Source organism: Citromicrobium bathyomarinum (assembly GCF_038594485.1).
Lineage (GTDB): Bacteria > Pseudomonadota > Alphaproteobacteria > Sphingomonadales > Sphingomonadaceae > Alteriqipengyuania > Alteriqipengyuania bathyomarina_A.
On sequence record NZ_JBCFZG010000004.1, the window covers coordinates 722607 to 748978 of the forward strand.

The window sequence follows — 26372 nt, forward strand, 5'->3', positions numbered from 1 at the left end:
GTTCGATTTTCCCGCATTTCAAGGAGATTAAGCGTAAACGGCCGTTAGTATTTGCTATTCGAATATGTCCTATTTGAATTTCCGCGCTTGTTCGTTTCCTACCCAACTGCTTGACCGCGCAGGCAAAAATACCTGCGCATGCGATGATTCTCCGCGAGTCTATGCCGCGCAAATCGCTGAATTACAGGGGAATTTTCGATGGGTCTCACGGTCGCGCACAGCGGTGGCAACGGCATTTCCGCAGATCGCAAGGCCCGCGCGCTGCGCCGGGCCGCGCTGATCGGCGGGGCATCGGCGCTGGCGCTGACGATCTGTGCGCCCGCGTTCGCGCAGGATTTCGGCAGCGGCGGCGATGGCGGGCAATCCCGCCGGGGTTCGGTAGACGGAATCCAGAACGGGGGCGAGGGCGGAGCCGGCCCCAATGGTGAGGATGGTGGCGACGGCACCGAAGTCGGGCCCGCAGGCAGCACCGAAGGCGGCGGCGGCGGCGGCGGCGCTGCCGGGGTCACCGGTGGTGACGGCGGCGCTGGCGGACAGGGCGCAGATGTATTTAGTGGTGCGCAGACTGCAGGGAGCGCAGGCGGTGCCGGCGGTGCTACGCCAGGCGCCGCAGGCCTGCGAGGAACCGATTCCTCCGGCTACGCGGGCGCCGGCGGCGGCGGCGGCGGTGCTCACGGTGGAGTGACGAGCGCCAACACCCAGACCATTTCGGGAGGGGCATTCGTCGGCGGAAATGGCGGTAACGGCGGCGATGGCAGCCCTTCTTTCGGCAACGGCGGAGCGGGCGGCGGCGGCCAGGGTGGCTACGGTTTGCTCAGCACGCAGATCAACGGCACCCTGACGAACGATGGCTCCACGGTTACCGGCGGCGATGGCGGAGATGGCGGCATTCCCGATTTCGGCGCCGGCGGCGATGGCGGCGATGGCGGCATCGGGATCGCCTTTACCGGCGCGGGCAACAGCTTCACCAATAGCGGCACGGTGACGGGTGGTGATGGCGGTTTCGCAACCCAGAACACCTTTATTGGCCGTCGTGGCACCTCGGGCTTCGGTGGAGTGGGCATTACCGGTGCCGATCTAACCGTCATTAACGAAGGTTCGATCAGCGGCGGCGGTTCGGGTGGGACCGGTAGTGCCGGAAGTATCATCCGCGCCAACGCCGTCACATTCGGCGCGGGCACCAACATCTTCGAATATCGCGCGGGCAGCAGCGTCACCGGCAATGTCGTTGGTGATGGCGACGATCTGTTCAGGCTGGGCGGCGACACGGACGGCAACTTCAACGTCGGCCAGCTCGGCTCGACCTACCAGGGTTTCGGCACTTTCGAGAAAACCGGCGCCTCTGTCTTCACGCTGACCGGCACCACGGCGCAGGTGACACCGTGGACCATCGGTGCGGGGACGCTCGCGATTTCCAGCGATGCGGCGTTGGGTGACAGCTCAGGGGCGCTGACGTTCACCGAGGCGTACACAGCGTTGACAGATGTCAGTACCCTGCGAACCGATGCCGATCTGACCAGCAGTCGCAATCTCGTCCTGAGCCGCAATGGTGTGATCAGGACCTCCGCCGGGACGACAGCCACATTTTCTGGCGTTTATACTGGCGCCGGGATTCTGTTCAAAAGGGGTGCCGGAACGCTGGTCCTGTCGGGCGACGGCAGCGCCAGGTCGGGCGGTGTGTACGTAAGAGAGGGCACGCTCCGCATTGCCAGTGCAAACGCTCTGGGAAGTATCAATGTTTCCGCTGACAGGGGCACGACGGTCGATCTGATCGATGGGCTGACCCTCTCGAACGGGTTTAGCCTTATAAACACGGGGCCAATCCCCGATGCATTTGTCGCCATCAACCAGACCGGCGGCAGCGCCATCATTGCAGGTGAGATCTCGGGCCCATCCGCGAACTTGCGGAAGACCGGTAGCGGCAATCTGACGCTTTCAGGTGCGAACACCTATACCGGCACCACTACGGTTTCCGAAGGCACGTTGACCATTGCCAATAATGGCGCCCTGGGCACCGCCGAGGGCGGCACCATCGTGCAGGATGGGGCGACGCTGGCGTTCAATGCGCCGGTTCTCAACATAGCCGATGCGATCAGCATCACGGGCACCGGCGCTTCGGGAGCGGGGGCGTTCCGGCTCCAGAACGGGGATACTTCGCTCAACGGTCTCGTCACGCTGACGGGTGATAGCAGGGTCGTCGTGAACGAGGGCGGGATCAATTTCCGCGGGGGCGTGACCGGCGATTACGATCTCACGCTCAACGGGCTCGGCAACCTGCAGCGTGTGGTGGCCTTCAGCAGCGATCTCGATATTGGCGACAACGACGTGATCGCCGACAATATCACAGTGGCATTCTACGCCGGTAACAGCTTTACCGGGGACGTCAGGATCAATTCCAGCACGCTGGAGCTGGCGGCAGGTGGCGCGAGCACGATCGACGACAATGCGCGTCTGACGATGACCGCTTCGGGCCGGTTCGTGCGGCTGACGCTTTACCAGGACGAAACTATCGGCTCGCTTGCGGGCTCCAGCGGCTTCATCTCCGCCGGGAATGGAGACCGTGTGCTGACGCTGGGTGGAGACAACACCAGCACCAGCTTCGGCGGCGAATTCATCACCGGGGGCGGCACCCTGTCGGTGGTCAAGACCGGTACGGGCACAATGACGCTGTCGCGTGCCTCCAACTTCCAGAACAACCCGTTCCTGGGCGGGCTCACCATTGCGGGCGGTACGCTTGCCATTTCGGCGGATCGGGTCCTGGGCGCGGATTCTGCCGCGCTGACCTTCGACGGTACAGGCGCAACGCTGAGGACGCTAGCCGACCTCAGCAGCGCCCGCAATATCGCGCTGGACACCGGCGGCATCTTCAATACGGATCCAGGCACCACTGCGACCTTTGCCGGCATTGTATCGGGCGCAGGCAGCCTAACCAAAATCGGCGCGGGCACTCTCGCACTTACGGGTCAGAACACCTACACCGGTGGCACATCGCTCGATGCAGGTACGATCCGCGTCGGGTCGAATAATGCGCTTGGAACGAATGGTCTTACGTCTGCCGACGGCACGACGCTGGATTTCGCCTCCGGCGTGACAATCGGCAATAATATCGTGACGGACGGTGTTCTCACTCTGAACCAGTCGGGCGGCAGCTCGGCTCATTCGGGTGCCATCACCGGGGCCGGAGGGATCACCAAGACCGGCGCAGGCTCCCTGCGGCTCTCGGGCAATCAGCTGTACGACGGCATCACGCGGATCGCCGGTGGGGTGCTGATTGCCGACAGCGATTTCTCGCTTGGCACCACCATGGGCAACACCATCGTGGAAAATGGTGCGACGCTCGATCTGCAGGGAGTATCCACGCCCGAAGCGATCACGATTTCCGGTAACGGCGTGAATGGTGCCGGTGCGCTTCGCAATTCCGCCCTATTTTCCACACTCAACGGACGCGTGACGCTGGCCGCCGATGCCACGATCACATCGGGTGGCTCGACGCTGCAACTTGCAGGAGGGATCGACGGAAACCACGATCTCACCCTCAATTCGGGATCGCAAATCCAGGTCAATTCCGATCTCGCGATCGGCGACGGCAATCTGATTCTCGGCGGCACCGGCATCGTGGCGCTGACGCGCACCAACAGCTTCACCGGGGATGTCACGGTAAACGGCGGGCGTCTGGTTTCGGGCGCGGACAACGGCAACCTCTACGACACCATCGGCAATGGCGCTGCGGTCACGCTGGGCGCAGGGACGTCCTGGCGGCTGGCCCAGAGCAACGAGACGATCGGCTCCCTCGCAGGAAGCGGCGATGTCTATATAGACGGGTTCCTGACCAGCGGACGGCTCGCGCGATTGACTGTCGGCGGCGCCAACACGTCGACCACATTCGGCGGGCGGTTGCGCGAGCAGAACAATAGCATGCTGTCGCTGACCAAGACCGGCACCGGCACGCTGACGCTGACGGGCAATAACACCTATAGCGGCGGTACTATTCTGAGCGGAGGAACGCTGGGCATCGAAGCGTCCAGTGCGCTGGGCAGCGGGACGGTTCGGGCTGCGAATGGTGCAGGCCTGACCTTCGCCGATGGTATCAACCTGGCCAACGCGATCGAGCTGACCGGCGATGCGTCGGGCACGGTAAGTTTCGGTGTAGGAAGCGGCGAGGCGACCGTTGCGGGCATCATCAGCGGCACGGCAGGAGTGCTCAAGGTTGATCCGGGCACGCTCGTTCTAACCGGCGAAAATACCTATACGGGCGGCACGACGATTGCCGGTGGCACCATCTCCATCGCAGCGGATGCGGCGCTGGGCAACGAGAGCGGGGCGATCCGCTTTACCGGCGGCACCGGGACGCTGCGGACGACGCGCGATTTCTTCATCTACCGCGACGTGTTTTTGGACGGGTCGGGCCGCATCAGCACCGACGCAAACACGAACGCCTCGATGTTCGGCTACATACGGGGCACGGGCGACCTCACCAAAGTAGGCGCCGGCACCCTGACGCTGCTCGACGGCAATACCTACAGCGGCGATACTTTCCTGACCGAAGGAAAGCTGGAGCTGTACGGCAATGATGCACTTGGCTCCGGTCGGCTATTCGCCAGCGATGACACGACCATCACCTATGGCGGGATCAACACCATCGCCAATGCGGTCGCGATTGCTGGTACCGTCAGCGTCAACGCAGACTTCGGCACAGGCACGCAAAGCGGTGTAATTTCCGGCGCGGGAGGGCTGAGGAAAATCGGCGCTGGCAACGTCCGGCTTTCGGGTGCCAACACCTACTCCGGCAACACGACGCTCGCGCAGGGCGGTCTCGCCCTCGGAAACAACAGCGCGCTTGGCACGGGCACGCTGACCGCTGCGGACGGCACCCGGCTTTCCTTCGGCAACAACCTGCGCATCACCAATGCGATGACGCTCAATGGACAGGTCTCTTTCGATCAGGAGGGAGGCACTGCCGAACTCAGAAATATCACTTCGGGAACGGGTGGGCTTACCAAGACCGGCTCCGGCGAACTGACCATTTCGGGCGCGAACGACTACACCGGTGAAACGCTCGTGTCGGCTGGCAGCCTGAAGCTTGTCAGCACCGGAACCCTTGGCACGACCGATGGCGGTGTGCGGGTTTTGGATGGGGCCTCGCTTACCCTCGATGGGGTCACCTTGACGGAAGGCGTCACGATTTCGGGCGCTGGTCTAAGCGGCACGGGCGCGCTGCGCGCCACCCGCGGCAGTGCAACGGTTTCTGGGCCGATCACGCTCGCCGACGCATCCACGATCGGCTCGGAGGTAACCAGTTTCCGGATCGCCGGCGGGATTACCGGAGATCACGACCTTAAAATCATCGGGGGCCGCAATACCATTATCGAGGGTGCCCTGAACATCGGCACCGGCATGCTGACGAAAGACAGCACCGGAAACCTCACCCTAGGTGGCGACAGCACATTTTCGGGTGGTACGCTGCTGAATGCAGGCAGGCTCTTCGTGTTGTCGGACCGCGCGCTCGGCACCGGTTCGCTGACCGCTGCCGATGGCACCCGGCTGACCTTCAACAACCCAGCAAATCTTGCAAACGACGTCACGTTGAACGGCGATCTCGGCGTCGGAGTGTACCTGTCCGGCGGAACGCTCAGCGGAATCATCTCGGGGAGCGGGTCGCTCACCAACGAGTCGAGCGGAACGCTGACCCTTTCGGGCGACAATACCTACGAAGGCGGCACTTTCCTTACCTCGGGCGGGCTGCGTCTTGCGAACGATGGCGCACTGGGCACGGGAGCGCTGACCGCTTCCGACAGCACGCTGATCGAATATGCGAACGGCGTAACGATCGGCAACGCGATCGCACTGAACGGCGTCGTCGAGCTCAGTCCCACCACTGGTACTTCCGAACAGACCGGGCTGATTTCGGGCGACGGGACCCTGAACAAGGTCGGTACCGGCCTGCTGCTGCTCGACGGCGCGAACACCTATACCGGCGGGACACGGATCAGCGGCGGCGTGCTTGCAATCGGATCCGACGCATCGCTGGGCGCTGCATCGAGTGCGCTTACCTTCTCAGGCTTTAATAATGCCACTTTGCAGTTGCGTGGCTATTGGAACACCTCGCGCGCGATCAACATCAACGCGGTGAGCGCCAAGATCGACAATTTCGGCTACGATGCCGATATCGCCGGAACGATCACGGGTGGTGGCGTGCTTGCCCTGTTCGGATCGGGCACCGTCACGCTCTCGGGCGCCAACACCCATTCGGGTGGCACGTACCTTTACGGCGGCAGGCTCGTGCTGACGAACAGTTCGGCTGTCGGAACCGGCGACATGTTCGCCAACAACGCGACCACCATCAGCCTCGCGAGCGCCGTGGGCCTCGACAACGATCTCGAATTTACGGGCGATATCGCGTTCGACCAGTCCGCGGGCGACGCAAGTTTCGCTGGGGGGATCACCCAGTTCGATACAGGTTCTCTCACCAAGACGGGCGCGGGCAATCTGGTCCTGTCAGGGGCGAGCACCTATTATGGCAATACCGTGGTTGCCGAAGGCACCCTTACCGCAACCAGTGCGTCTGCGCTGGGTAGCACGGAGGGTGGCACGATCGTGCGCGACGGCGCCTCGCTTGCGCTGAATGGCACGTTCGACCTTGCCGAATCGCTCCATCTCTCCGGCACGGGTGTGCTCGGTCTCGGCGCGCTGCAACAGAGAGGCGGGCAAGTCGGCATCGACGGTTCGATCACGCTCGACGCAGCATCCACGATCGCTTCCTACTCCGGCACGCTCACGCTGAACGGCGGTGTATCGGGAGCCCACGACCTGGCGATCGGAGGCAATGTGAACATCGCATCCGACGTGCAGATCGGCGCAGGCACGCTGACGATGCACGGCGGGGCTACGCTGACCCTGACTGGCACCAACACCTACACCGGCGGAACGGTGCTCAATGCCGGGACCGTCGTCATCGGCAACGACAGCGCCTTTGGTACCGGGACCATCACGGCCCGCAATGCGACCATCGGCTTCGGCGCAACCGACTTAGCGCTGTCGAACGCGATTAATCTTCAGGGTGGGCTGACACTCGATATCGGCGACACGAATGCAGGTGTGGACGGCGGCATCTCGGGCGCCGGGATGTTCCTCATCATGGGCTCCGGCAACATGCAGTTGTCCGGTGCCAATTCCTATAGCGGCAATACGGGGCTGGTGGACGCCACGCTTACGCTGGCGAACGATGCGGCACTAGGCACCAGCACGCTGCTGGCATCAGCAGGTTCTACAGTCGATTACGCGGACGGTGTCACGATCGGCAATCGCGTGGGTCTGACCGGCGGTGTCATCCTGAACCAAGGTCTGGGTTCCGCGACGCAGAGCGGCCTGATCGAGGGTGACAATAGCGGTCTGACCAAGACCGGCAGCGGCATTCTCGCGCTGACGGAGGCGAATACCTACACCGGAGCGACCGACATTCAGGCGGGCACGTTGCTGGTGAACGGCGACCAGAGCGCGGCGACAGGTCTTACAAGCGTGTTCGACGGTGCGACGCTGGGCGGCAAGGGCATTGTCGGCGGCGATGTGACACTGGCGGATGGCGCTTCGCTCAATCCGGGCACCAGCCCGGGCACGCTGACCATCAACGGGGACCTCGCTCTGTCGGGCGGGTCTATCCTCAATTTCGAATTCGGCGAAGCCGGGGTCGTTGGCGGTGCGCTCAACGATCTGGTCAATGTCGGTGGAGATCTGACGCTCGACGGCACGCTCAATGTGAGAACCTCGGCGGGCGGCACCTTCGGTGCGGGCGTCTACCGTGTGTTCAACTACGGCGGCACACTGACCGACAACGGCCTGGACCTGGGTACGGCGCCGAACGACAGCGTGTTCGTGCAGACCTCGGTCGCGAACCAGGTCAACCTGATCAACACCGCCGGTGCGAACCTTGGTTTCTGGGATGGTGCCGGGGGAGAAGACAACGATGCTGTCGACGGCGGCAGCGGATCCTGGATGTCCGGCGCGGGCAACAGGAACTGGACCAACGCGGACGGCACGTACAACGGCACCTACGCCGACGGCACTTTCGCGGTCTTCCAGGGCACTGCCGGCACGGTCTCGGTGTATACCGGGCTGGGCCCAGTAAGGGCGTCTGGCCTCCAGTTCGTTACCGACGGCTACATAATCGATGGCGATACGCTGACCCTGAACGGCGGCGCGCAATCGACCGTCCGTGTGGGCGACGGTACCGCCGCAGCAGAAAACACCACCGCAACGATTTCGGCAGAGATCGCGGGTGATACGCAGCTCGTGAAGACCGATTTCGGAACGCTGATCCTCTCTGGCGACAATAGCTACACCGGTGGAACCAGGATCGACGCCGGGACGATCCGCGTTGCCGACGACGCCGCACTGGGCGCTGAAAGCGGCGAGTTGACCTTCGCCGGGTCGGGCTCAACGCTGCAGACTTCGGCGAATTTCACAACGTCGCGTAACGTGCTTCTCATCATCGACGGCACGATCGACACCGATGCCGGTACCACCGCCACGTTCGGCGGCGTGATTTCGGGCGCTCGGAACCTCGGCAAGACCGGCGCAGGCACGCTGACGTTGTCGGGCAATAACACCTTTACCGGCAGCACGTATCTCAACGGCGGAACGCTGGCGCTGGCGAGCAATAATGCGCTTGGCGCAGGGTCGCTGAACGCAATCGGCGGTACGAAGATCTCGTACGGTTCGGGCATCGACATCGCCAATGGGGTGATCACGACCGACACGGTCACGTTCGACCAGAGCGGTGGAACGGCGACGCAGAGTGGCGTCATCTCCGGTCTCGGCAATTTCACGAAGAGCGGCAACGGCAATCTCGTTCTCTCGGCCGCCAACGCCTATAATGGCAATAATGCCCTCGTCGCCGGAACGCTCACGATCGCGAACGATCGGGCCCTCAGCTACGGCACATTGATGGCCAGCGATGGCACCACCGTCGCCTTTGCCGACGGAATCCGGATGGCCAACGGCGTGTGGATGGATGGCGCACTCGACATTCACCAGAGCGGCGGCAGCGCGACCATTGCCGGTCAGCTGATGGGCAATGGCCCGCTGACCAAAACCGGTTCGGGCAGCCTCACCATCGGCCGGGGAAGCGCCTTTACCGGCGACACCTTCCTCAACGAGGGCACCCTCGTGCTCGGAAGCGGCCAGTCGCTCGGTAATGGTACCCTGACGGCAGCCGACGGCACGTCGCTTCGATACGGGGCCAGCTATCTCAGGGTTTCCAATGCGATCGTCCTGAACGGCAATCTGTCGGTTTCATCCGCTGGCAGGGCGGACCAGTTCGGTGTCATCTCGGGTACGGGCAGCCTGACGACCAACGCGGCGCTCACCCTCAACGGTGCCAACACCTATTCGGGCGGAACCGACATTCAGACCTACGGGATCACCGTACTGAACGATTCCGCGCTGGGTACGGGAAATGTCAGTATCCGCGATTTCGGATCGCTGACGTACGGCGATGGTATCGCACTGGCGAATGCGCTGACGCTCAACGGAATTTCCCTCCTGGGCGTCGACGAAGGGGAATCTGCCACACAGAACGGCGTCGTTTCGGGCTCCGGCACATTGAGCCTGTTCGGCACCGGAACGCTGACGCTCAATGGGGCCAATACCTATAGCGGCGGCACAGAGATGACCGAGGGGACGATCCTCGTCGGCAATAACAGCGCGCTCGGCACGGGCACGCTTTCGGCCGTAGGTGGGACGCTCGGATTCGCTGCTGCGAACCTGACGCTGACGAACGATATTGCGCTGCCCTTTGAATATACGGTCGACACCGCCGCCAATGGAGGCACCTTGTCGGGCGCGATTTCAGGCGCTGGAACCCTCAACAAGACCGGTTTTGGCAACCTGACGCTTTCGGGCGACAGCAGCTATGATGGCGAAACCATCGTCCGGTCCGGCACGCTGACGGTGGCGAGCAACAAGGCGCTGGGCAGCACCATCGGCGGCACGACGATCGAAGACGGTGCAACGCTGGTGCTGGACAACGCCCGGATTGCAGAAAACATTTCGATCAGTGGTAGCGCGTTGGGAACCGGCGCGCTCACCGGTAGCGGAACCATCACCGGCACGGTGACCCTGAATGGCGACGCGACGATTACGGCCGCCTCCGGTGGCGATCTCGATCTCGATGGCGCTATCGCGGGCATGGATCGGAACGTCACGTTCGGTGGTTCCGGCGGCTTCGGCGATGTGAACGTCAACGGCGGAATCGCGACCGGATCGGGCGGCGTCACGGTCGATTATCTGAATGTCGAATTCAATTCCGGCAACAGCTTCACCGGCGATGTGACGATGAACGGCGGCTCGCTGTGGCTGACGGCATCGGGTGCCAGCACCATTGCCGACACTGCGCGCGTTGTGGGCAATGGCGGGCGGCTTTACGTCGGCCAGAACGAGACGATCGGATCGCTTTCGGGCTCGGGCCTGACGGTGGCTGGCGTGTTCGGCTCGAACACCCTCAGCGTAGGCGGCGATGATACGTCGACCACGTTCGGCGGTACGCTGGGCGAGGCGTTCGGCGGGACCCTCGGGCTGACCAAGACCGGCACCGGCACACTGACGCTGACCGGCGCCAATACATATTCCGGCGGCACCAACGTCGCGGGCGGCACGCTGCTGGTGAACGGCGACCAAAGCACGGCGACGGGTCTGACGAGCGTGTTCGACGGTGCGACGCTGGGCGGCAACGGCACGATCGGCGGCGACGTGACGCTGGCCGATGGTGCGTCGCTTAATCCGGGCACCAGCCCGGGCACGCTGACCATCAACGGTAACCTCGCGCTTTCGTCCGGGTCGATCCTAAATTTCGAATTCGGCGAAGCCGGGGTCGCGGGCGGTTCGCTCAACGATCTGGTCAATGTCGGCGGCGATCTGACTCTCGACGGGACGCTCAACGTCAGCAGGACGGCGGGCGGCACTTTTGGGGCCGGCATCTACCGCATGTTCAATTACGACGGCGCGCTGACCGACAATGGTCTCGTGCTCGGGTCGGCGCCGACGGCCAACCTGTACATCCAGACCTCGGTCGCGAACCAGGTCAACCTGATCAACACCGTCGGGATGACCTTCGGTTTCTGGGATGGCGCTGCGGGAGCCAGCAACGGCACGATCGATGGCGGCGACGGCGTCTGGCAGAACAGCACGGGTAACCTCAACTGGACTGGCGCAAACGGTGCCTTCAACGGCGCGTACGACGACGGGACCTATGCGATCTTCCAGGGCGCGGCGGGTACTGTCACCATCGATACCTCGCTCGGCGATGTGACCGCTTCGGGCGCGCAGTTCGTGACCGATGGCTACGTCATCGACGGCGATATGCTGACGCTGACCGGCGGCGCGGAATCTATTATCCGCGTGGGTGATGGCACCGCAACCGGTGCGAATGTCACCACCACCATCATAGCCGATATCGCGGGCGCAACCCGCCTGGTCAAAACCGATCTCGGCACGCTCGTCCTGTCGGGCGACAACAGCTACTCCGGCGGAACCAGCCTGGAAGACGGCGCGCTGGTGCTGGGTAGCGACACGGCACTAGGAACGGGCACACTGAGCGCGGAGGATGGGACGGCGATCGGCTTCGTCGCCGATCTCACCATCGCCAACGCGATTGCTCTCGACGGGACGGTTGCCTTCGATACCGACGCGAACAGCGTCACACAGAATGGCGTATTGTCCGGCAGCGGCACGCTGGCCAAGGTTGGCAGCGGCACGCTCAACCTGACGGCCGCAAACACCTATGCAGGCACGATCGACGTGCAGGCGGGGATGCTGGCGAATAGCGGCACGGTGGCAGCCGTGATCAACCGTGCAGCCTTCACCAACAGCGGCATCGCAGGTGACGTTGGCAACACCGGCATGCTCGACAACAGCGGCACGCTGGCCAGCCTCATTAACGAGGGTTCCGCGATCCTCGGCGCGACCAGCAATGTCACCGGGAGCGTCAGCAACCGTGCCGGAGCGACTCTATCGTCGAGCGGCACCCTGGGCGGAGCGGTCGTCAACGCAGGAACGTTCGGCGCACAGGGTGCGGCGAATGGTACGATTTCCAACGAAGGTGCGGGGCGGTTCACCGTCACCGGCGATCTGGCATCGAACGGTTCGGACATCGGCAATAGCGGCAATGCAGTGCTGGCCGTGACCGGTGGCGACCTCACCGGGGTCGGCACCTTGGTCAACACCTCGTCCGGAGCGGATGGCGCGGGCGGCAATGCCGGGCTGACCATCGCCGATAGCCGCACGCTGGCGGCGGACCTGATCGGCAATAGCGGCGAGATCATGGTTGCCGGCACTCTCGCGGCGCGGGTCGAGCAGACCGCAGGCCTGCTGACCAACAACGGCACCATCGCGGGCGACCTGGTCGCCAATGGCGGCGCGGTCGCGGGCATCGGGGGCTTCGAGGGCGATGTGACGATCCTCGCCGATGCTACCTTCGCCCCCGGGACCATCGGTGGCGCAGCAACCGTCGGCATCGACGGGACGTTCGGGCTTGGCGGTACGGCCACCTACGATCTCGGCACGGCGGATGTCATCGGGGGAGCCACCAACGACCTGATCCTGGCGGGCAGCGCGGTGATCGACGGCGGCACCTTCGACCTCAACAATGCGGGCGCGGGGAGCTATCGCCTCGTCAATACCGGCAGTGCAGGCAGCATCGCGGTCGGCGCAGTCACTCTCGCCAATGCGGCGGCAGGCTCGCGCATCTATACCACCGGCAACGGACAGTACCTCAACGTGCAGGTGGGCTACCTCTCCACCCAGTATTGGGACGGCTCGGCTTCGGTCGGCGACGGGGTGGCTGACGGTGGAGCGGGCGTGTGGACCAATGCGCTTGGGACAACCAACTGGACCGCCGCCACCGGCGCGCTCAACAACTCGTGGCAGGGTACTGCCAACCCTCCGGTCACCGCAGTATTTGGCGGAACGGCGGGCACGGTCTCGGTCGATGACGGCGCGGGCTATGTCGGCTTCGGCGCAATGCGCTTCGACGAGGACGGATACGTCATCGCCGACGCGGGTGACGGCGCGACCCCGGTTCTCGGCGCGAACGGCTCTGCGACGAACGCCTTTGCAGGAATTGCCAGCAGCGACGGTGGCATCGCCAGCACGATTACGGTGGCCGACGCGAACAGCATCGCGCGGGTCGAAGCCGGGATCGCGGGTGTGTCCCCTACCACGGGCCTGATTGTCGATGGCGCGGGCACGCTCGAGCTGGCAGGCAATAACGAGGGGCTGACCGGCACCATCGCGGTGCTGGGCGGTACGTTGCGAGCAAGCGGCGGCGCGGCCGTTTCCAACGCCTCCGCCCTCGTCCTGCGCGGGGATGCGCGGTTCGAGATCGCCGACGACGAAGCAGTCGGTTCGCTCGACGGCGGGGCGGCCACCGCTGTCTCGCTTGGCGAGAACAGCCTGATCACCGGCCTCAACGGCGACGACACCACCTTCGGTGGCACCATCTCGGGCACGGGCGACTTCGTGAAGACCGGCACGGGCTCGCTGACCCTCACCGGGGCCAACACTTATACCGGCATTACCGCGGTAACGGACGGGGCTCTGATTCTCGGCGCGGACAATGCGCTTTCGGACGACACGGTGGTGGCGGTTCAAAACGCGACGTTCGATCTGCAAGGTCATTCCGACACCGTTGGCATGGTCCAACTGGTCGATGGCGTCCTGGCGGGTTCGGGGACGCTGAGCGCAACTGGATACCGGCTTGCCGATGCGCAGGTCGATGCCAACCTCGGCACGGGCACGCTGTTCCAGACGGGCGGCACGTCCGTGCTCGGCGGGACGTCGGCGGCAGACATCGTAGCGATCGGTGCTGGCACGCTTCGCCTCGGGGCCAACGAGCGGCTCGCCGATAGCGCGAGTGTGCAGGTCGACGAGAACGCAACGTTCGACCTTGCCGGGACGAGCGAGACGATTGCCGCGCTTTACGGGATGGGCACGCTCGATCTGGGGGCCGGGCGGCTGACCCTGGGCGGCACGGGGCTCGATTCCGGCTTCGGCGGCCTGCTCACCGGCACCGGGACGCTGACCAAGACGGGCAGCGGCATGTTTACGCTGCTGGGCGACCAGCTGGGCTGGACCGGCAATCTCGAGGTTCAGGGCGGTACGCTGCGGTTCGTCGGCAATAGCGGCGGCGGGGCGCTGATTTCGGGCGGGATGCTGTCCGGCAATGCGAGCTTTGCATCCGGACTGACCATGACGGGTGGCACGGTTTCCCCCGGCATCGCAGATGCACCGATAGGCGTGATTGCCGCGCAGACGATCGACCTCACCGGCGGCACCGCGCTATTCGACTTCCGCTCGCCGGAATTCGGCGGCGGGGCGGACATGCTTCTCGCCAGCGGTGCAATCACCATCTCGGGCACGCAAGTGGCGATCTCGAGCGAGGACCCGCGGACCAGCTTCCCGGCAGTCCAGCGCTACGCGATCGTGCAGGGCGACAGCCTGACGGGCACCTTCGCAAATGGCGACAGCTTCCAGCAGATGGCACAAGCGCCGCAGCTGTTCTGGCGCCTGCGTTACGATCTGGTCGAGAACGGCGTGGCGCTGGAAGTGCGGCGGATGTTCGATTTCGGTGCCGCTCTCGGCGATGGGGGTACGCCGAACCAGATCGCGGTCGCGACCACGCTCAGCAGCGGGCAACTCGATATCGGCGATGCGTTCGCCGATGCGATCCTGCCGCTTTCCGATCTGGATCAGGCCGACCAGCTGCGCGCGTTCGACAGCTTGGGCGGCGAAAGCCTGACCGGCGCAACGACTGCCGCCTTCATCGAAGGCCAGCGGTTCGCCGACCTGCTGACCCAGCGCATTTACTCCAAGGCCCTGATGAAGGCGGACAGTGCGGCTCCGACGCAGGCCCGTGCACTGGCACCCGTGCAAGCGGGCGAAGCAAGCGCGCTGACGGCTCCGTCTATCGCGACCGTCTCGATGTGGATGCAGAGCTTTGGCGGCGCCACGCAGCTCGATGGAGATGCCGTGACGCGCGATCTGCGCACCGACGCCAGCGGCTTCGCTGGTGGTATCGAGGCACGCTACGGGGTGTTCAAGGCAGGGGTGGCCGGTGGCTACACCGATGGAAGCTACGACGTCCGGTCGCTCGGGGCGAACATGCAGGGTGAGACCGTGCACGTCGGTGGCTATCTGGGTTACGAAGGCGAGGCTGCCTTCGCGGGGCTGTTCGGCGCCTATCAGAAGAGCGACCTCGATAGCACGCGTGCGGTCACCGCGGCCAATACCTCCCCGCTGACTGCACAGGCGCACATCGACATGACGGGCCGCACGTTCGGTGGCTTCGCGGGCTACCGCGCGCCGGTTGGGGCGGGCCTCGTCCTCGCGCCGATGGTGGGTGTGACCAATATCCGGATCAAACGCGACGGCTTCGACGAAACCGGGGCGAACCCGCTGAACCTGCAAGTGTCGAAAGAGACACGCGAAGTCACCTACGGCACCGCCCAACTGCGCCTGAGCACGGTAATGCCTGTCGCGGGCGGCACGTTCGAGCCGTATCTCGCTGGCGGGGTCGAACGCTACTGGGGCGATCGGCGCGCGGTGAGCGATATGTGCTTCGCAGGTGCTGCGGGCGACATGGGTTCATTCCGGATCATCGGCGCCCCGCTGGAAGAGACGGTCGGCGTCGTCGGCGCAGGCTTCGATGTGCGTCCGAACGATCGCTTCGAAATCGGTGCAAGCGCAGGTGCGCGCGTTGGAAATCGCGTCACTCAGGGGACCGTGGAAATGCACGCACGCATCCGTTTCTGAGCATGTCCCTTTAGGGTCAGATCATCGCCCGTCCGCCCAGAGGCGGGCGATTTCGGGCCGCCCGATCGGTGACGACGGGCGGCCCGGCTTTGCCGGGAAAGCCGGGCTCGTTCGCAGAGCAATCAGGCGCTTCGCTACCTGCGCCCTTCAATCGGGTTCTGCGGCAGCGATCATGTCCATCATGTTGCGGGCAGCATCCCTGTCGGCTGGATCTTCGAACGCGACATCGAGATCGGGGGCCGAGTCCAGCATGTAAAGCAGCGTCCACAGCGCGAAGCGCCGAGCCCGATCGCGCTCCAGACCAAGGTCGACCAGCATTCGATCGATGCCAGCCGGCAATGCACCGGGCCCCACCTCTGCCAGATCCACGGTACCGAAATAGCGCAGCAAGAGGTCCTGCATTTCCATGAAATTGCAGTAGCTCGCCAGGGGTTGCGTGCAAAGCCCGGCAGTTCTTTGCGTTAGCCTTCGCCGGCCGATCATCCGCGGGGCGGAGACCACCCTGCCGGATGGCGCCGCCTAGCGCAGGCTGTTTAGCAGCGAACCAAGCTCAACCTGCCCATGAACGCCGGTTTTCGCGAAGATGCGCTTGAGGTGTGAACGCACGGTGCTGGGCGCGATGCCGGTTGCCTTGGCGATGGCGTTCGGCGACTGGCCGTGCGCGATCAGCGCCGCGATCCGGCTTTCGGTGTTGGTCAGGGCAAACACCTGCTGCGCGATCGTGGCGAGCCGCTCGGTCTGGTCGCTCACCACGCTTGGCACGACGATGACCGCACGCGTCAGTCGCAGACGCTCGGTGACAGGGAGGGGCCGAAGCAGGACATGCATCGGCGCACCGCCAGCATCGTGAATGACGACGCTGCTGCCCGATCCCAGCGGATCGACCGCGCGCTGGAACGCGCTTTCGAATTGGCCGGCGTCCTTCGCGTAGGCAGGCAGAAGCCGGTTATGCCGGACTGTCAGCCAGTGTCCCTCGGCGAGCATCGCCTCTGCCTGCGGAGACATTGCCACGATTTGCCCACCGACATTGCAGATGAAGATCGGCTTGGCGAGACTTTCGAAGCTCTGCGCAACCAGCTGGATCTGGTCGCCTTCGAGTGAGAGCTGCAAATCTACTGCATTGCGGAGGGCGCGCGCGAGTAGGTCGAAGGTCTTCTCCTGTTCGCGCGACATTTCGCCTTGCGCCGGATCGCGTATGACGCCGGCACCGATGATCAGGTTCTCGTCCTTGCGGATATTGATGAGCTTGCAATAGCCCATCCGGTTGTCCGTGATCCATGCGCCGAAATCCGGTGAACGCGAGGCATCGAGGTCGGGCGTCAGGGAACGGTCGTCGAAGGCGACCATCTCGGGCGCGAATAGACCCACCCGCATCCGCGAATTGATGTGCGGATCGGCCCCGCCAACCTCGACGAACGTGGCCAAGGCCGCCGGGTCCGTCTCGGTCATGACGTTGTACTGGATGCCAGAGGGCGTCCCGATCCCGATAAGCTGCCCGGTCCGGCTGCCCGTCGCCGCAGCGAACGATGCCATCGCTTCATCCCAGGCGGCGAGCCCGAACGCAGCTCGCGAAATCAGATGTAACGCTTCGTCGATTGCCTTTGTCGGCACTGTCAAATCCCCCCTGTTGTGGGTGTGAAGTGCGTTGGCCAGAAAAAAATGTCCAGACCTGAAAACCTACCCCAAATGGGGGTTGTGCCACTTGGGGTGGCTCAATAAAAAAATTCCAGTGATTCTGGGGGGATGATCAGTTGCCCAAGAGAGGACTTGCGAGCGCGTACACTTTTCGAGGTGGCGTAGCTTGCGAAGTAGTGTTGTCTTGCGTTGGGCCGCTGCCCAACGCCTCTGGGCGTTGTAGTCGCCCATCGGGCCCAGCGAACCTAAATGAGAAATAGCAGATATTTACCCGTGCGCCGGCCCGAGAGCCGATGTGCGCGATCTTAAGTGATTAATTTCGTTCCGTATTTCCGCACAAGTCAGGGAAAGTCTTCATGTCGAGCAGCAAAATTGTTTCGTCCGTGACGGTACACACCAGCCTCCGTAAGGGGTTTCTGGTCTCCACGGCGATGTCCCTCACTTTCGCGTCCTCTGCATTCGCCGCAGAGCCGGTCGTAATCGACCAGGACGAAGCCATCGATTACACTGCGGAGACGCTGGAAGGCTCGCCCGAGGCGCTGGTCCTCAAGAGCAACGAGGGCGGCATCACCGCCAATGTGGATTCGACGACTGCGACTTCGACGGATCCCGATAATACGCTCGATATCATTTCGCTTGAAACCTCGGGTGGGGCCATCGACGCGACCTTCGGTTCGATCACTTCGACCGGGACGGGACAAGTTTTCGCCGTTCGCGCGCAAAGCGGGTCGGGAGACATCGATGTCGATGTCGGCACGATCGATCTGGCTGGGGATTTCACGGCTGGCGTGATCGCACAAAGCGAAACAGGTAACATCTCCCTCTCAGCCGAAAGCGTCAACCTTGCCGGAACCAACCTAGGAGATTTTGGCGGTTCGACTGGTGACGGTCTTGTTGCCGTCACAGGCGGCATGGCGGATGTATCGATCGACGAGGGCCACACGGACGCCCTCTATGGTTCCGTCGCCGTCGCGATCGGCGGTGAGGGCGCACGGGTCGAAAGCGGATCGGCCTCGACCAGCGGGGACCAGGGCGTCGTGCTGTATGCTGGCAGCAATAACGGCGACGCACTGGTCATCAGCGGCTCGATCGAAATGACTGGCGTCCGCGGCGCCGGGATCGACTCGATCGCAGACAATGGCGTGGCGACGGTAGAGAGCGGGACGATCACAGGTGCGGGAACCGGAGTGCTCGGCATCTTCGCCCGTGGACGCAACGGGGTCGACATTGCCTCGGGTGAGGTGAACGTCGGCGGCGTCGGTATCTATGGCAACTCGGCCGAGGGGACCGTCAAACTGGTGACTACGGGCGACATCTCGTCGACCAACACCACCGCGATCGACCTGCGGGGCCTGAACGTCGACCTTACCATCGGGGATGGTACGACGGTGTCCAGCACCGCGCCCAACAGTGCCGATAATAACGGAACCTACCTGTCCGCCGTGAACGTCCAGGCGGGCAACGACGCGACTGTTACGAACAATGGTCTGATTACGGCGCAAAACGACGCTGTTGCGCTTTATGTGATCGGCGGCGGCATTTTGAACATCGATGCAGGCGATGTGACCCAAACGGGCAACTCCTTCGCCGTTCTGGGCCGGAGCACGGCCGAGTCGGGCGCTACGGCCGTCACGATCAACGCAGGCACCGTAACTGGTGCCCGGGGCATCCGCGCGGAAACGCCCAACGGCGCAGACATTGCCATCAATACCACCGGTGACGTCACCGGAACGTCTGGCAACGCGATCAGCATATCCAGCCAGGGCGGCTTCACGGTGACCACCGCAGCCGATACGACCATAACCGGAAACGGGACGTCGGTGATTGCGGGCGGAGCCCTCGGCGGCAGCGCCAGCGTCACCAACGATGGCACCGTTGTCGGGCTCGGCAATACCGAGAGCGGGATCGGCGTCACCGCCCGTGACGATGTCACGATCGTCTCCAACATCGTCACGGTCGAAGGGGCTACTGCGCCTTCGGGCCAGTTCAAGTCCGGCGGCATCAACGCGGCCAGCCTGATGGGGGGCGACATTTCGATCGCTTCGAACAGCATCGAAGTTGGCGGTCAGCAACGCTACGGTATCGCGGCCGACACCATTGGTGAGGGCAGTATCTCCGTCACCAGCGGAACGATCACCCACGAGGCGGACGAATTCTCGACCATCCGGGCGCAGACCGATAGCGGTGCGATCACGATCGAAAGTGGTTCGATCGTCAACGACGGCGTTTCGGCGAAGGGTATCGAGGCGATCAGCCAGTCCGGCGACGTTTCGATTACGAGCGAAAGCCTGATCAACACCGCAGAGGGCGGCGGCAATGTGGAGGCTGAACTGTTCGCCGAAGGTATCTTTGCCAACACCGGTGGTGCCATCACGATCGATAGCGGGCTGAGCGAAGTTTACGGGTTCGCTGCCAGTGGCATCGTGGCTCTTTCGGCAAGCGATATCTCGATCACTGCGGAGACCACCATCTCGCACGGCGAACTTTCGCAGGCGCTGTATGCCGGCACCCGTTCCGGCGACGTCACGATCACCAGCGCAGAGGTCGTTTCGGACCTGGGTTCGGGAATCTACGGTGGCAGCGATGCCGGCGACATCACGATCAATTCAGGCACGGCAGTTGCCGGTCTCAACGGTTCGGGCGTGATCGGATCGACCTTCGACGGGGATGTGACCATCACAACCGGGGCGATCACTGCCGGTCGCTTCGGCGTGCTCGCCGATGCGACCAATGTCGCCAGTGTCGACGTGCAGGGCGACATCTCTGCAGGCGGGAACTACAACAACGGCCGGCTGAGCTACGCTGTCTATGCGAGAGGCGACGTGGCCAACATCACGACCGCTGAGGGCACGACCAGCACGGGTGTGGATCACGGCCTCCTGGCTGCAGGCCAGAGCGGAGTGACAATCGATAACGCTGGCACCGCAGCCGCTTCTGCAGGAACCGGCAGCGCTATCTATGCCACTGCCACTGGCGACATCTCGATCACATCCAACTCGGTCGTTCTTTCCGGAGAAGGCGCGGACCCGGGCGCAGATGAAACCACCGGTTTCCGCAAGGGTCAGGGTGGCATCGTCGCGATCACCGACGGAGCGATCATGATCGACAGCGCCGAAGCGACGGTGTCGGGCGACCACCGCTTCGGCATCTACGCGCAGAGCGATGGACCGATCGACGTCACCTCGGGCTCGCTTACCTACGAGGCTGCCGATTCTTCAGGCATCTTCATCCTCGGCGGGAGCGGCGACGTCACGGTGACCAGCGACACGCTGATCTCCAACGGCATGAGCGGTTCCGGCGTTGTTGCCCGCAGCGGTTCGGGCAACATCACGGTGGATGCGGGCACCACGACACTCACCGCGGAAGGTATCTTCGGCAATTACACCGCCGATGCGGTCTTTGCGCAATCCAACAGCGGCGACGTAATCATCACCAGCCAGGACGCGTCGTCTGCCGGTTTTGGTGGCAGCGCCGTCGTCGGTATCGGCAAAAATGTCTCGATTAACAGCGCCCTCGCCCGGACTTCCGGGGAGAATGGGGTTGCAGTCTACGGATTGAGCAATGCGCCAGGCGGTACGGTCAACATCGACAGCCAGACGATCGAAATGTCCGGCAATGATAGCGCAGCTCTTTACGCCATAGCCAATAATGGCGGCTCCGCAGTGGTGCGGGTGGATGACATTACCGCCACCAGCGAGACGTCTGTCGGTATTTACGCATCGGCATCCAATGTCGATCTGACCATCGACGGCGACGTGTCGATCGGCGGCAATGCCGTCAACCTGCGCAGTGTTGGCGGGACTGCCACGATGACCGTCAACGGGTCGCTCAGTTCGACAACCGGCATCGGCGTGACGAGCTTCGCCCAAACGTCAGATATCACCGTTTCGGAAGGCGGCAGCATCACGGCGGCGCGCGCGGCAATCGCAATCACGAACAGTTCGCCAGAGTATTCCGACACCGTATATATTCGCAACGAGGGTTCGATCTCTGGCAGCGCGGCGGTCTACTCCAACCCGACGCAGAGCGGTCTATTCGCCAACGTCTACATGCTGAACGACGGCACCATTACCGGCACGAGCGGGTATGCCGTCTATACCGGCGCCGGTTCGGACACGCTCGAACTGACCGAACGTTCGGTCGTCAACGGCGTGGTCGATCTGGGCGAGGGGGAAGACCGCCTGACGCTCGACTTCAACGATGAAGCGGAAGACGGTGCGGTCGGCCAGGTGGCTGCGTCCGTTAACGTCGAGGGCCTGAACGTAGACACCGGGACGTGGCGTGCGGAAACGGGCAACTCGCTCTACGATTTCATCGAAATCGAAGAGGGAGCCGAACTTATCGTCGCACAAGTCGATGGATACCTTGCGGTAGCGGCGCCCGTGGTCGAACTCGACGGTACGCTCAATCTTGATCTGACCAGCGATACCGAAGCTGGCGAACTTACCGGACTGATGATCTCCGGCGCCGGTTCGGTCGTGCTCTCGGGTCCCGCGACCCTGCTGGTCGACGATGCGACCGGCCTCCAGTACACCGGCGGAACCTTCGTGGAGAACGGCACGCTGCTGCTCACCACAGAGTACGATGGCGACATCACGACCTCCGGCGAAGGCACGTTCCAGCTGGGGACCGGCGGGACCGACGGCGACTACACCGGAAACCTGACCAACAACGGCACCTTCGTGTTCAATCGCAGCGACGATTACGAAATGCTGGGCGATTTCAACGGCTCGGGCTCGCTGGTGAAGGATGGAGAAGGGACGCTGTATTTCGGCGGCGCCTACGGCTTCACCGGCACTACCACCGTCCTCAACGGTGTAATCGGCCTGTCGGGCACCATCGATCCCGAAGCCACCATCGACCTGTCGAGCGGGGCAACCTTCGACCTCAGCCAGGTCTCGGGTGGCAGTGCCACCCTTGCCGGACTGACCGGCAGCGGCGGTACGCTGGTCCTGGGCACCACTTCGGTTACGGTTGCCCAGAATGGCGACACCACCTTCACCGGCTCGCTGCAGGGCACCGGGACCTTCACCAAGACCGGTACGGGCGATCTGAAGTTGCAAGGGAACTCGCCGGATTATGTGGGTGAGGCGTCGGTTTCAGGCGGCACGCTGTCGGTAAACGGCAACTATTCCAACGCCACTTTCGTGGTCAACTCGGGCGGCACGCTGGGCGGCAACGGGACGCTGGGACCGGTGACCGTCAACGGCGGCACTTTCGCTCCGGGCAACTCGATCGACACCATCACGGTCGCAGGCAATCTCGTACTCGATGCCACGTCCGTCTACGAAGTCGAAGTCAATGCAGCGGGTCAGAACGACCGGGCGAATATGACCGGCACCGCCACGCTCGGCGGTGCGACGGTCAGCGTTCTGGCGGCGAACGGCCGCTATGGCGGAAGCACCGACTACACGATCCTGAGCGCGGCTGGCGGGCTGAACGGCACCTTCGGGTCCGTCACCAGCAATCTTGCCTTCCTGACCCCGTCGCTCAGCTACTCCGGCACCGACGTCACGCTCACGCTTGCACGCAACGATATCGACTTTGCTGCGGTGGGCGTGAACGTGAACCAGAGAAACGTTGCGGCTGCGCTCGAATCTCTCGGCGTCGGCAATACGGTGTTCGAGGAAGTTCTCCTGCTGACCGACACCGGCGCCCAGACCGGCTTCCAGTCTGCGACGGGCGAGCTGCACCCGGCCGTGTCCTCGGCCCTGGTTGAAACCAACCAGACCCTGCGTCGTCAGATGCTGCAGGCACCGTCCGCTCGGGCAAACGGCGCGTTCGGCTGGGGTTCGATGATCGGCAGCCTGGGGAATGCCGATGCAACCTCGAACACGACCGATCTCAAGACCCGGACCGTCGGCTTGATGGGCGGGCTCGGCATTGGCGGCGGCGGCTTCGAGGCCCGCATTGGCGGCGGCGTGACCGACGACAGTTTCGAACAGAACGGCACTGCGGATGCGACCTCGACCTTCCTCATCGGCCAGGCCGGCTTCGATAACGGCAAGGGCCTCTCGGCGAAGATCGGCGCAAGCTACACGTGGCACGACGTCGATACCCAGCGCCGCGCGGCACTCGGGGTGATCGATAACAGCCTGATGGCGACTTACGATGCGACCAGCCTGATGGCCTATGGACAGGTCGATCTGCTGTTCCCGATCGGCGGATCGCTCGCGGTTGGGCCTACGGCGGGGCTGAGCTACGTGCGTACCGAGGTCGACGGGTTCAGCGAAACCGGAGGCGCGCTGGCGCTGACCACCGGTGCCACCGAGCGCGATGTCACCTACGGTTCGATCGGGTTTAAGCTGGAAGGCGTTGGCGCGAAGGTACGTCCGATGGCTTCGGCCAGCTGGCGGCATGCATGGGGCGATCGCGACAGCGCGAACAGCTTCGCCTTCGCGGGCTCGTCCAGCTTCACCACCTTCGGCCCGATGATCGAGAAGGACGCCGCAGAGGTGCTGCTGGGACTGGAACTGGGCGATGGTCCCGTGACCGCCAGTGCCGGCTATGCGGGCCATATCGGCAGCGAGTGGCAGGATCACTCGGGCCAGATCACCGTCCAGATCGCCTTCTGACGATCCTTTAGTGGACAAGAAAAGCGGTCGCCGGGGCTATCCGGCGGCCGCTTTTGCTTGTCCGGGGCAAGCGCCGCCAATTCTTGATCAAATGGGCCTGCTCGTCCGCACGGATCCTCGCTTCGCGATGCTCGCCGAAGAGGCCGGGGCATTGCAGGATCGCGCTCCGACGCAGCGTCCCACGACACCGGCGCCCGCCGCCGGGATCGTTCCGGCCATGCACCAGCCGCATAATGCGAGCATCACGGTGTCACGTCCGGCCGAGCGGAAAGCAGAGCGTCGCCCGCAGATCAATCTTCCGGTCGCGATGGAAGGGCCGGAATCGAGCGGGCTTTCCGCCTGAGGAATTCCCGATGACGGCCCCGGCGAGGGAATCCTCGCTGGGGCCTGGCGGGTGGGGAGCGTCTTCGAGGGTTGCTCCCCTATGCATGCGTCAGGAACCCGCGTGCTGGAGCTGCGCGGCCTCCAGGCCCGCCCCCCTGATGAAGAAGTCGATCCGTGCGCGCAGGCGTTCGGGGGAATGGTCCAGTCCGGCACCGTGGCTGATTGCATCGGTGTGAACGTCGCTGAAAAACAGGTCGAGGAACATGTCGGTCAGCAGGTCGGGCGAACCCTTCATCGGGATGCCGAGACCCGCCCAGTAATCGAATAGCGTTTTAAGTGAAGCGTGATCGCGCTTCGCGGTGCATTCGAAGAAGCTTCGCGCAAAGTCGACGTCCTCTACGCTGCGCGCAATCACGATCCTCACCAGCGCGACCACTTCGGGGTCGAGAAAATGCGTACGCAAACCTTGCGCGACGCGATGGAGCACTTCGCTGGGGGTGCCGCCTTGGGCAAAGGCATGCTGGATGATGAGATCACCCGAAGCAGCCTTTTCGAAAACAACGGCTTCCAGCAGTCCGTCCTTGCTCCCGAACACCTTGTAGACGGTTGCCAGGGAGCCTCCTGCGCGCTCAACAATCTCGCCCAACGTCGTGCGCTCGTAGCCTTGCTCTACAAAAAGGCTCCGAGCAGCGTCGATGATCGCCCTCTTGCGACGATCGAGGCGGCAGAATTCGGGCACGTCAGTCATATTTGCGAATCTCTAGCATTACGGGTTGCGGGGCAAGGGTGTAATCGCTATTACACCTTCGCACCTGCACAATAGCTGACTGAAAGCTTCTCCCATGAAGTCCATCCTTGCGGGCCTGGCTGCCTGCCTTCTGCTCACTGCGTGTTCGTCCGGTGAAGAGCCTCCGGCACCCCAGGCCGTGCCGGTAAAAACCGTGACCGTCGCCCGCCAGGCGGTACCCAACGTCATCGAACTGCCCGGCAGGGTCGAGCCGGTGCGCACCGCCGAGGTCCGCGCGCGGGTGACCGGCATCGTGCAGCAGCGGTTGTACGAGGAAGGAACCGACGTGCGGGCGGGGCAGCCCCTGTTCCGTATCGACCCACGCGAATTGCGCGCCAGCTACGCGCAGACGCAGGCCGCGCTGACCCGTGCCAGGGCGACTGCCGCGAATGCCCGCGCCGTGGTCGACCGCTATCGCCCGCTGGTGGAAGAAAACGCCATCAGCGGCCAGGAATACGATGCCGCGCTCGCCGCTGCGCGTGAGGCCGAAGCCAACGTCGCGCAAATTCGTGCCCAGCTCCAGGCATCGTCACTCCAGCTCGGTTACACCACCGTACGTGCTCCGATTTCGGGGCGCGCGGGCCGGGCGCAGGTGACCGAAGGCGCGCTCGTCAGCCAGGGCGAGGGCACCTTGATGACGACAATCGAACAGATTTCGCCCGTCTATGTCAGCTTTGCGCAGGCCGCGAGCGAGGTGCTGAAGCTGCGCCGCGCGATCGCTGCCGGCGACGTGGACCTCGACGATAACGACCAGATCGAGGTGCGGCTGAGCTTCTCGGACGGCACAGAATACCCGATCCCCGGCTATATCGATTTCCTCGCATTCTCGGTCGACCAGCAGACCGGCACGGTCGAGCTTCGCGCGGAATTTCCCAATCCGGATCGGCTGCTGCTGCCGGGCGAATTCGTCCGCGCGCAAATCTATGCCGGGCAGGTGCAGAACGGGCTTACCGTGCCGCAGCGCGCCGTCTCGCTGACCAAGGAAGGCGGCACGGTCTACGTCGTCGACAAGCAGGGCCATGCTGCCATGCGCCCGATCAAGCTGGGCGCCATGGTGGACGGCAACTGGATCGTCGAAAGCGGTTTGAAGCCGGGTGACAAGGTCATCGTCAGCAATCTGCAGAAAATCCGCCCCGGTGCCCCGGTGCAGATCGCCAATGCTCCGACAGGTCAGAAACCGGCTGGCCAGAAGCCCGCAGCCACGAAGCCCGCCGCCAAGCAGACCGCACGCACCGGCGGAGCCGAGTAAA

General features: G+C 63.7%; 7 protein-coding genes. 4 read left to right on the plus strand and 3 right to left on the minus strand.

The window, feature by feature from the left end; all coding sequences use genetic code 11:
- Positions 1 to 198 precede the first annotated feature (198 nt).
- Positions 199 to 15801 carry an autotransporter-associated beta strand repeat-containing protein gene (locus AAG591_RS09210; protein WP_342530894.1) on the plus strand — a complete coding sequence of 5201 codons (15603 nt, stop codon included), beginning with the start codon at positions 199 to 201 and terminating at the stop codon, positions 15799 to 15801.
- Positions 15802 to 15948: 147 nt separating this feature from the next.
- Here the strand turns inward: AAG591_RS09210 and AAG591_RS09215 are convergent, their stop codons facing one another.
- Complete coding sequence (locus AAG591_RS09215) at positions 15949 to 16209, minus strand: hypothetical protein (protein ID WP_342530895.1); 261 nt, start codon at positions 16207 to 16209, stop codon at positions 15949 to 15951.
- Positions 16210 to 16320: 111 nt separating this feature from the next.
- Positions 16321 to 17412, minus strand: coding sequence for a helix-turn-helix transcriptional regulator (locus AAG591_RS09220; RefSeq protein ID WP_342530896.1), 1092 nt, complete (start codon positions 17410 to 17412; stop codon positions 16321 to 16323).
- 380 nt (positions 17413 to 17792) lie between these two features.
- Between AAG591_RS09220 and AAG591_RS09225 the strand changes: the two genes are divergently transcribed.
- Together AAG591_RS09225 and AAG591_RS09230 are read left to right on the plus strand one after the other, a co-directional pair.
- Positions 17793 to 24011 (plus strand): hypothetical protein, encoded by a 6219-nt coding sequence (locus AAG591_RS09225; RefSeq protein WP_342530898.1) that lies wholly within the window; start codon positions 17793 to 17795, stop codon positions 24009 to 24011.
- A gap of 91 nt (positions 24012 to 24102) precedes the next feature.
- A complete protein-coding gene (locus AAG591_RS09230) occupies positions 24103 to 24354 on the plus strand; it encodes a hypothetical protein (RefSeq protein WP_342530899.1) in 252 nt (83 codons plus the stop codon).
- 90 nt (positions 24355 to 24444) lie between these two features.
- Here the strand turns inward: AAG591_RS09230 and AAG591_RS09235 are convergent, their stop codons facing one another.
- A complete protein-coding gene (locus tag AAG591_RS09235; RefSeq protein WP_342530900.1) occupies positions 24445 to 25083 on the minus strand; it encodes a TetR/AcrR family transcriptional regulator in 639 nt (212 codons plus the stop codon).
- A 94-nt stretch (positions 25084 to 25177) separates the two neighbouring features.
- On the opposite strand from AAG591_RS09235, the gene AAG591_RS09240 reads away from it, so the two are divergent.
- Positions 25178 to 26371 carry an efflux RND transporter periplasmic adaptor subunit gene (locus AAG591_RS09240; RefSeq protein ID WP_342530901.1) on the plus strand — a complete coding sequence of 398 codons (1194 nt, stop codon included), beginning with the start codon at positions 25178 to 25180 and terminating at the stop codon, positions 26369 to 26371.
- Position 26372: the final 1 nt, after the last annotated feature.

Excerpts from the sequence above, each read along its gene's own strand:
- AAG591_RS09230 (WP_342530899.1), top strand. The coding sequence starts at position 24,103 with ATGGGCCTGCTCGTCCGCACGGATCCTCGCTTCGCGATGCTCGCCGAA.
- AAG591_RS09210 (WP_342530894.1), top strand. The coding sequence starts at position 199 with ATGGGTCTCACGGTCGCGCACAGCGGTGGCAACGGCATTTCCGCAGAT.
- AAG591_RS09215 (WP_342530895.1), bottom strand. The coding sequence starts at position 16,209 with ATGGAAATGCAGGACCTCTTGCTGCGCTATTTCGGTACCGTGGATCTG.
- AAG591_RS09225 (WP_342530898.1), top strand. The coding sequence starts at position 17,793 with ATGTCGAGCAGCAAAATTGTTTCGTCCGTGACGGTACACACCAGCCTC.
- AAG591_RS09240 (WP_342530901.1), top strand. The coding sequence starts at position 25,178 with ATGAAGTCCATCCTTGCGGGCCTGGCTGCCTGCCTTCTGCTCACTGCG.
- AAG591_RS09235 (WP_342530900.1), bottom strand. The coding sequence starts at position 25,083 with ATGACTGACGTGCCCGAATTCTGCCGCCTCGATCGTCGCAAGAGGGCG.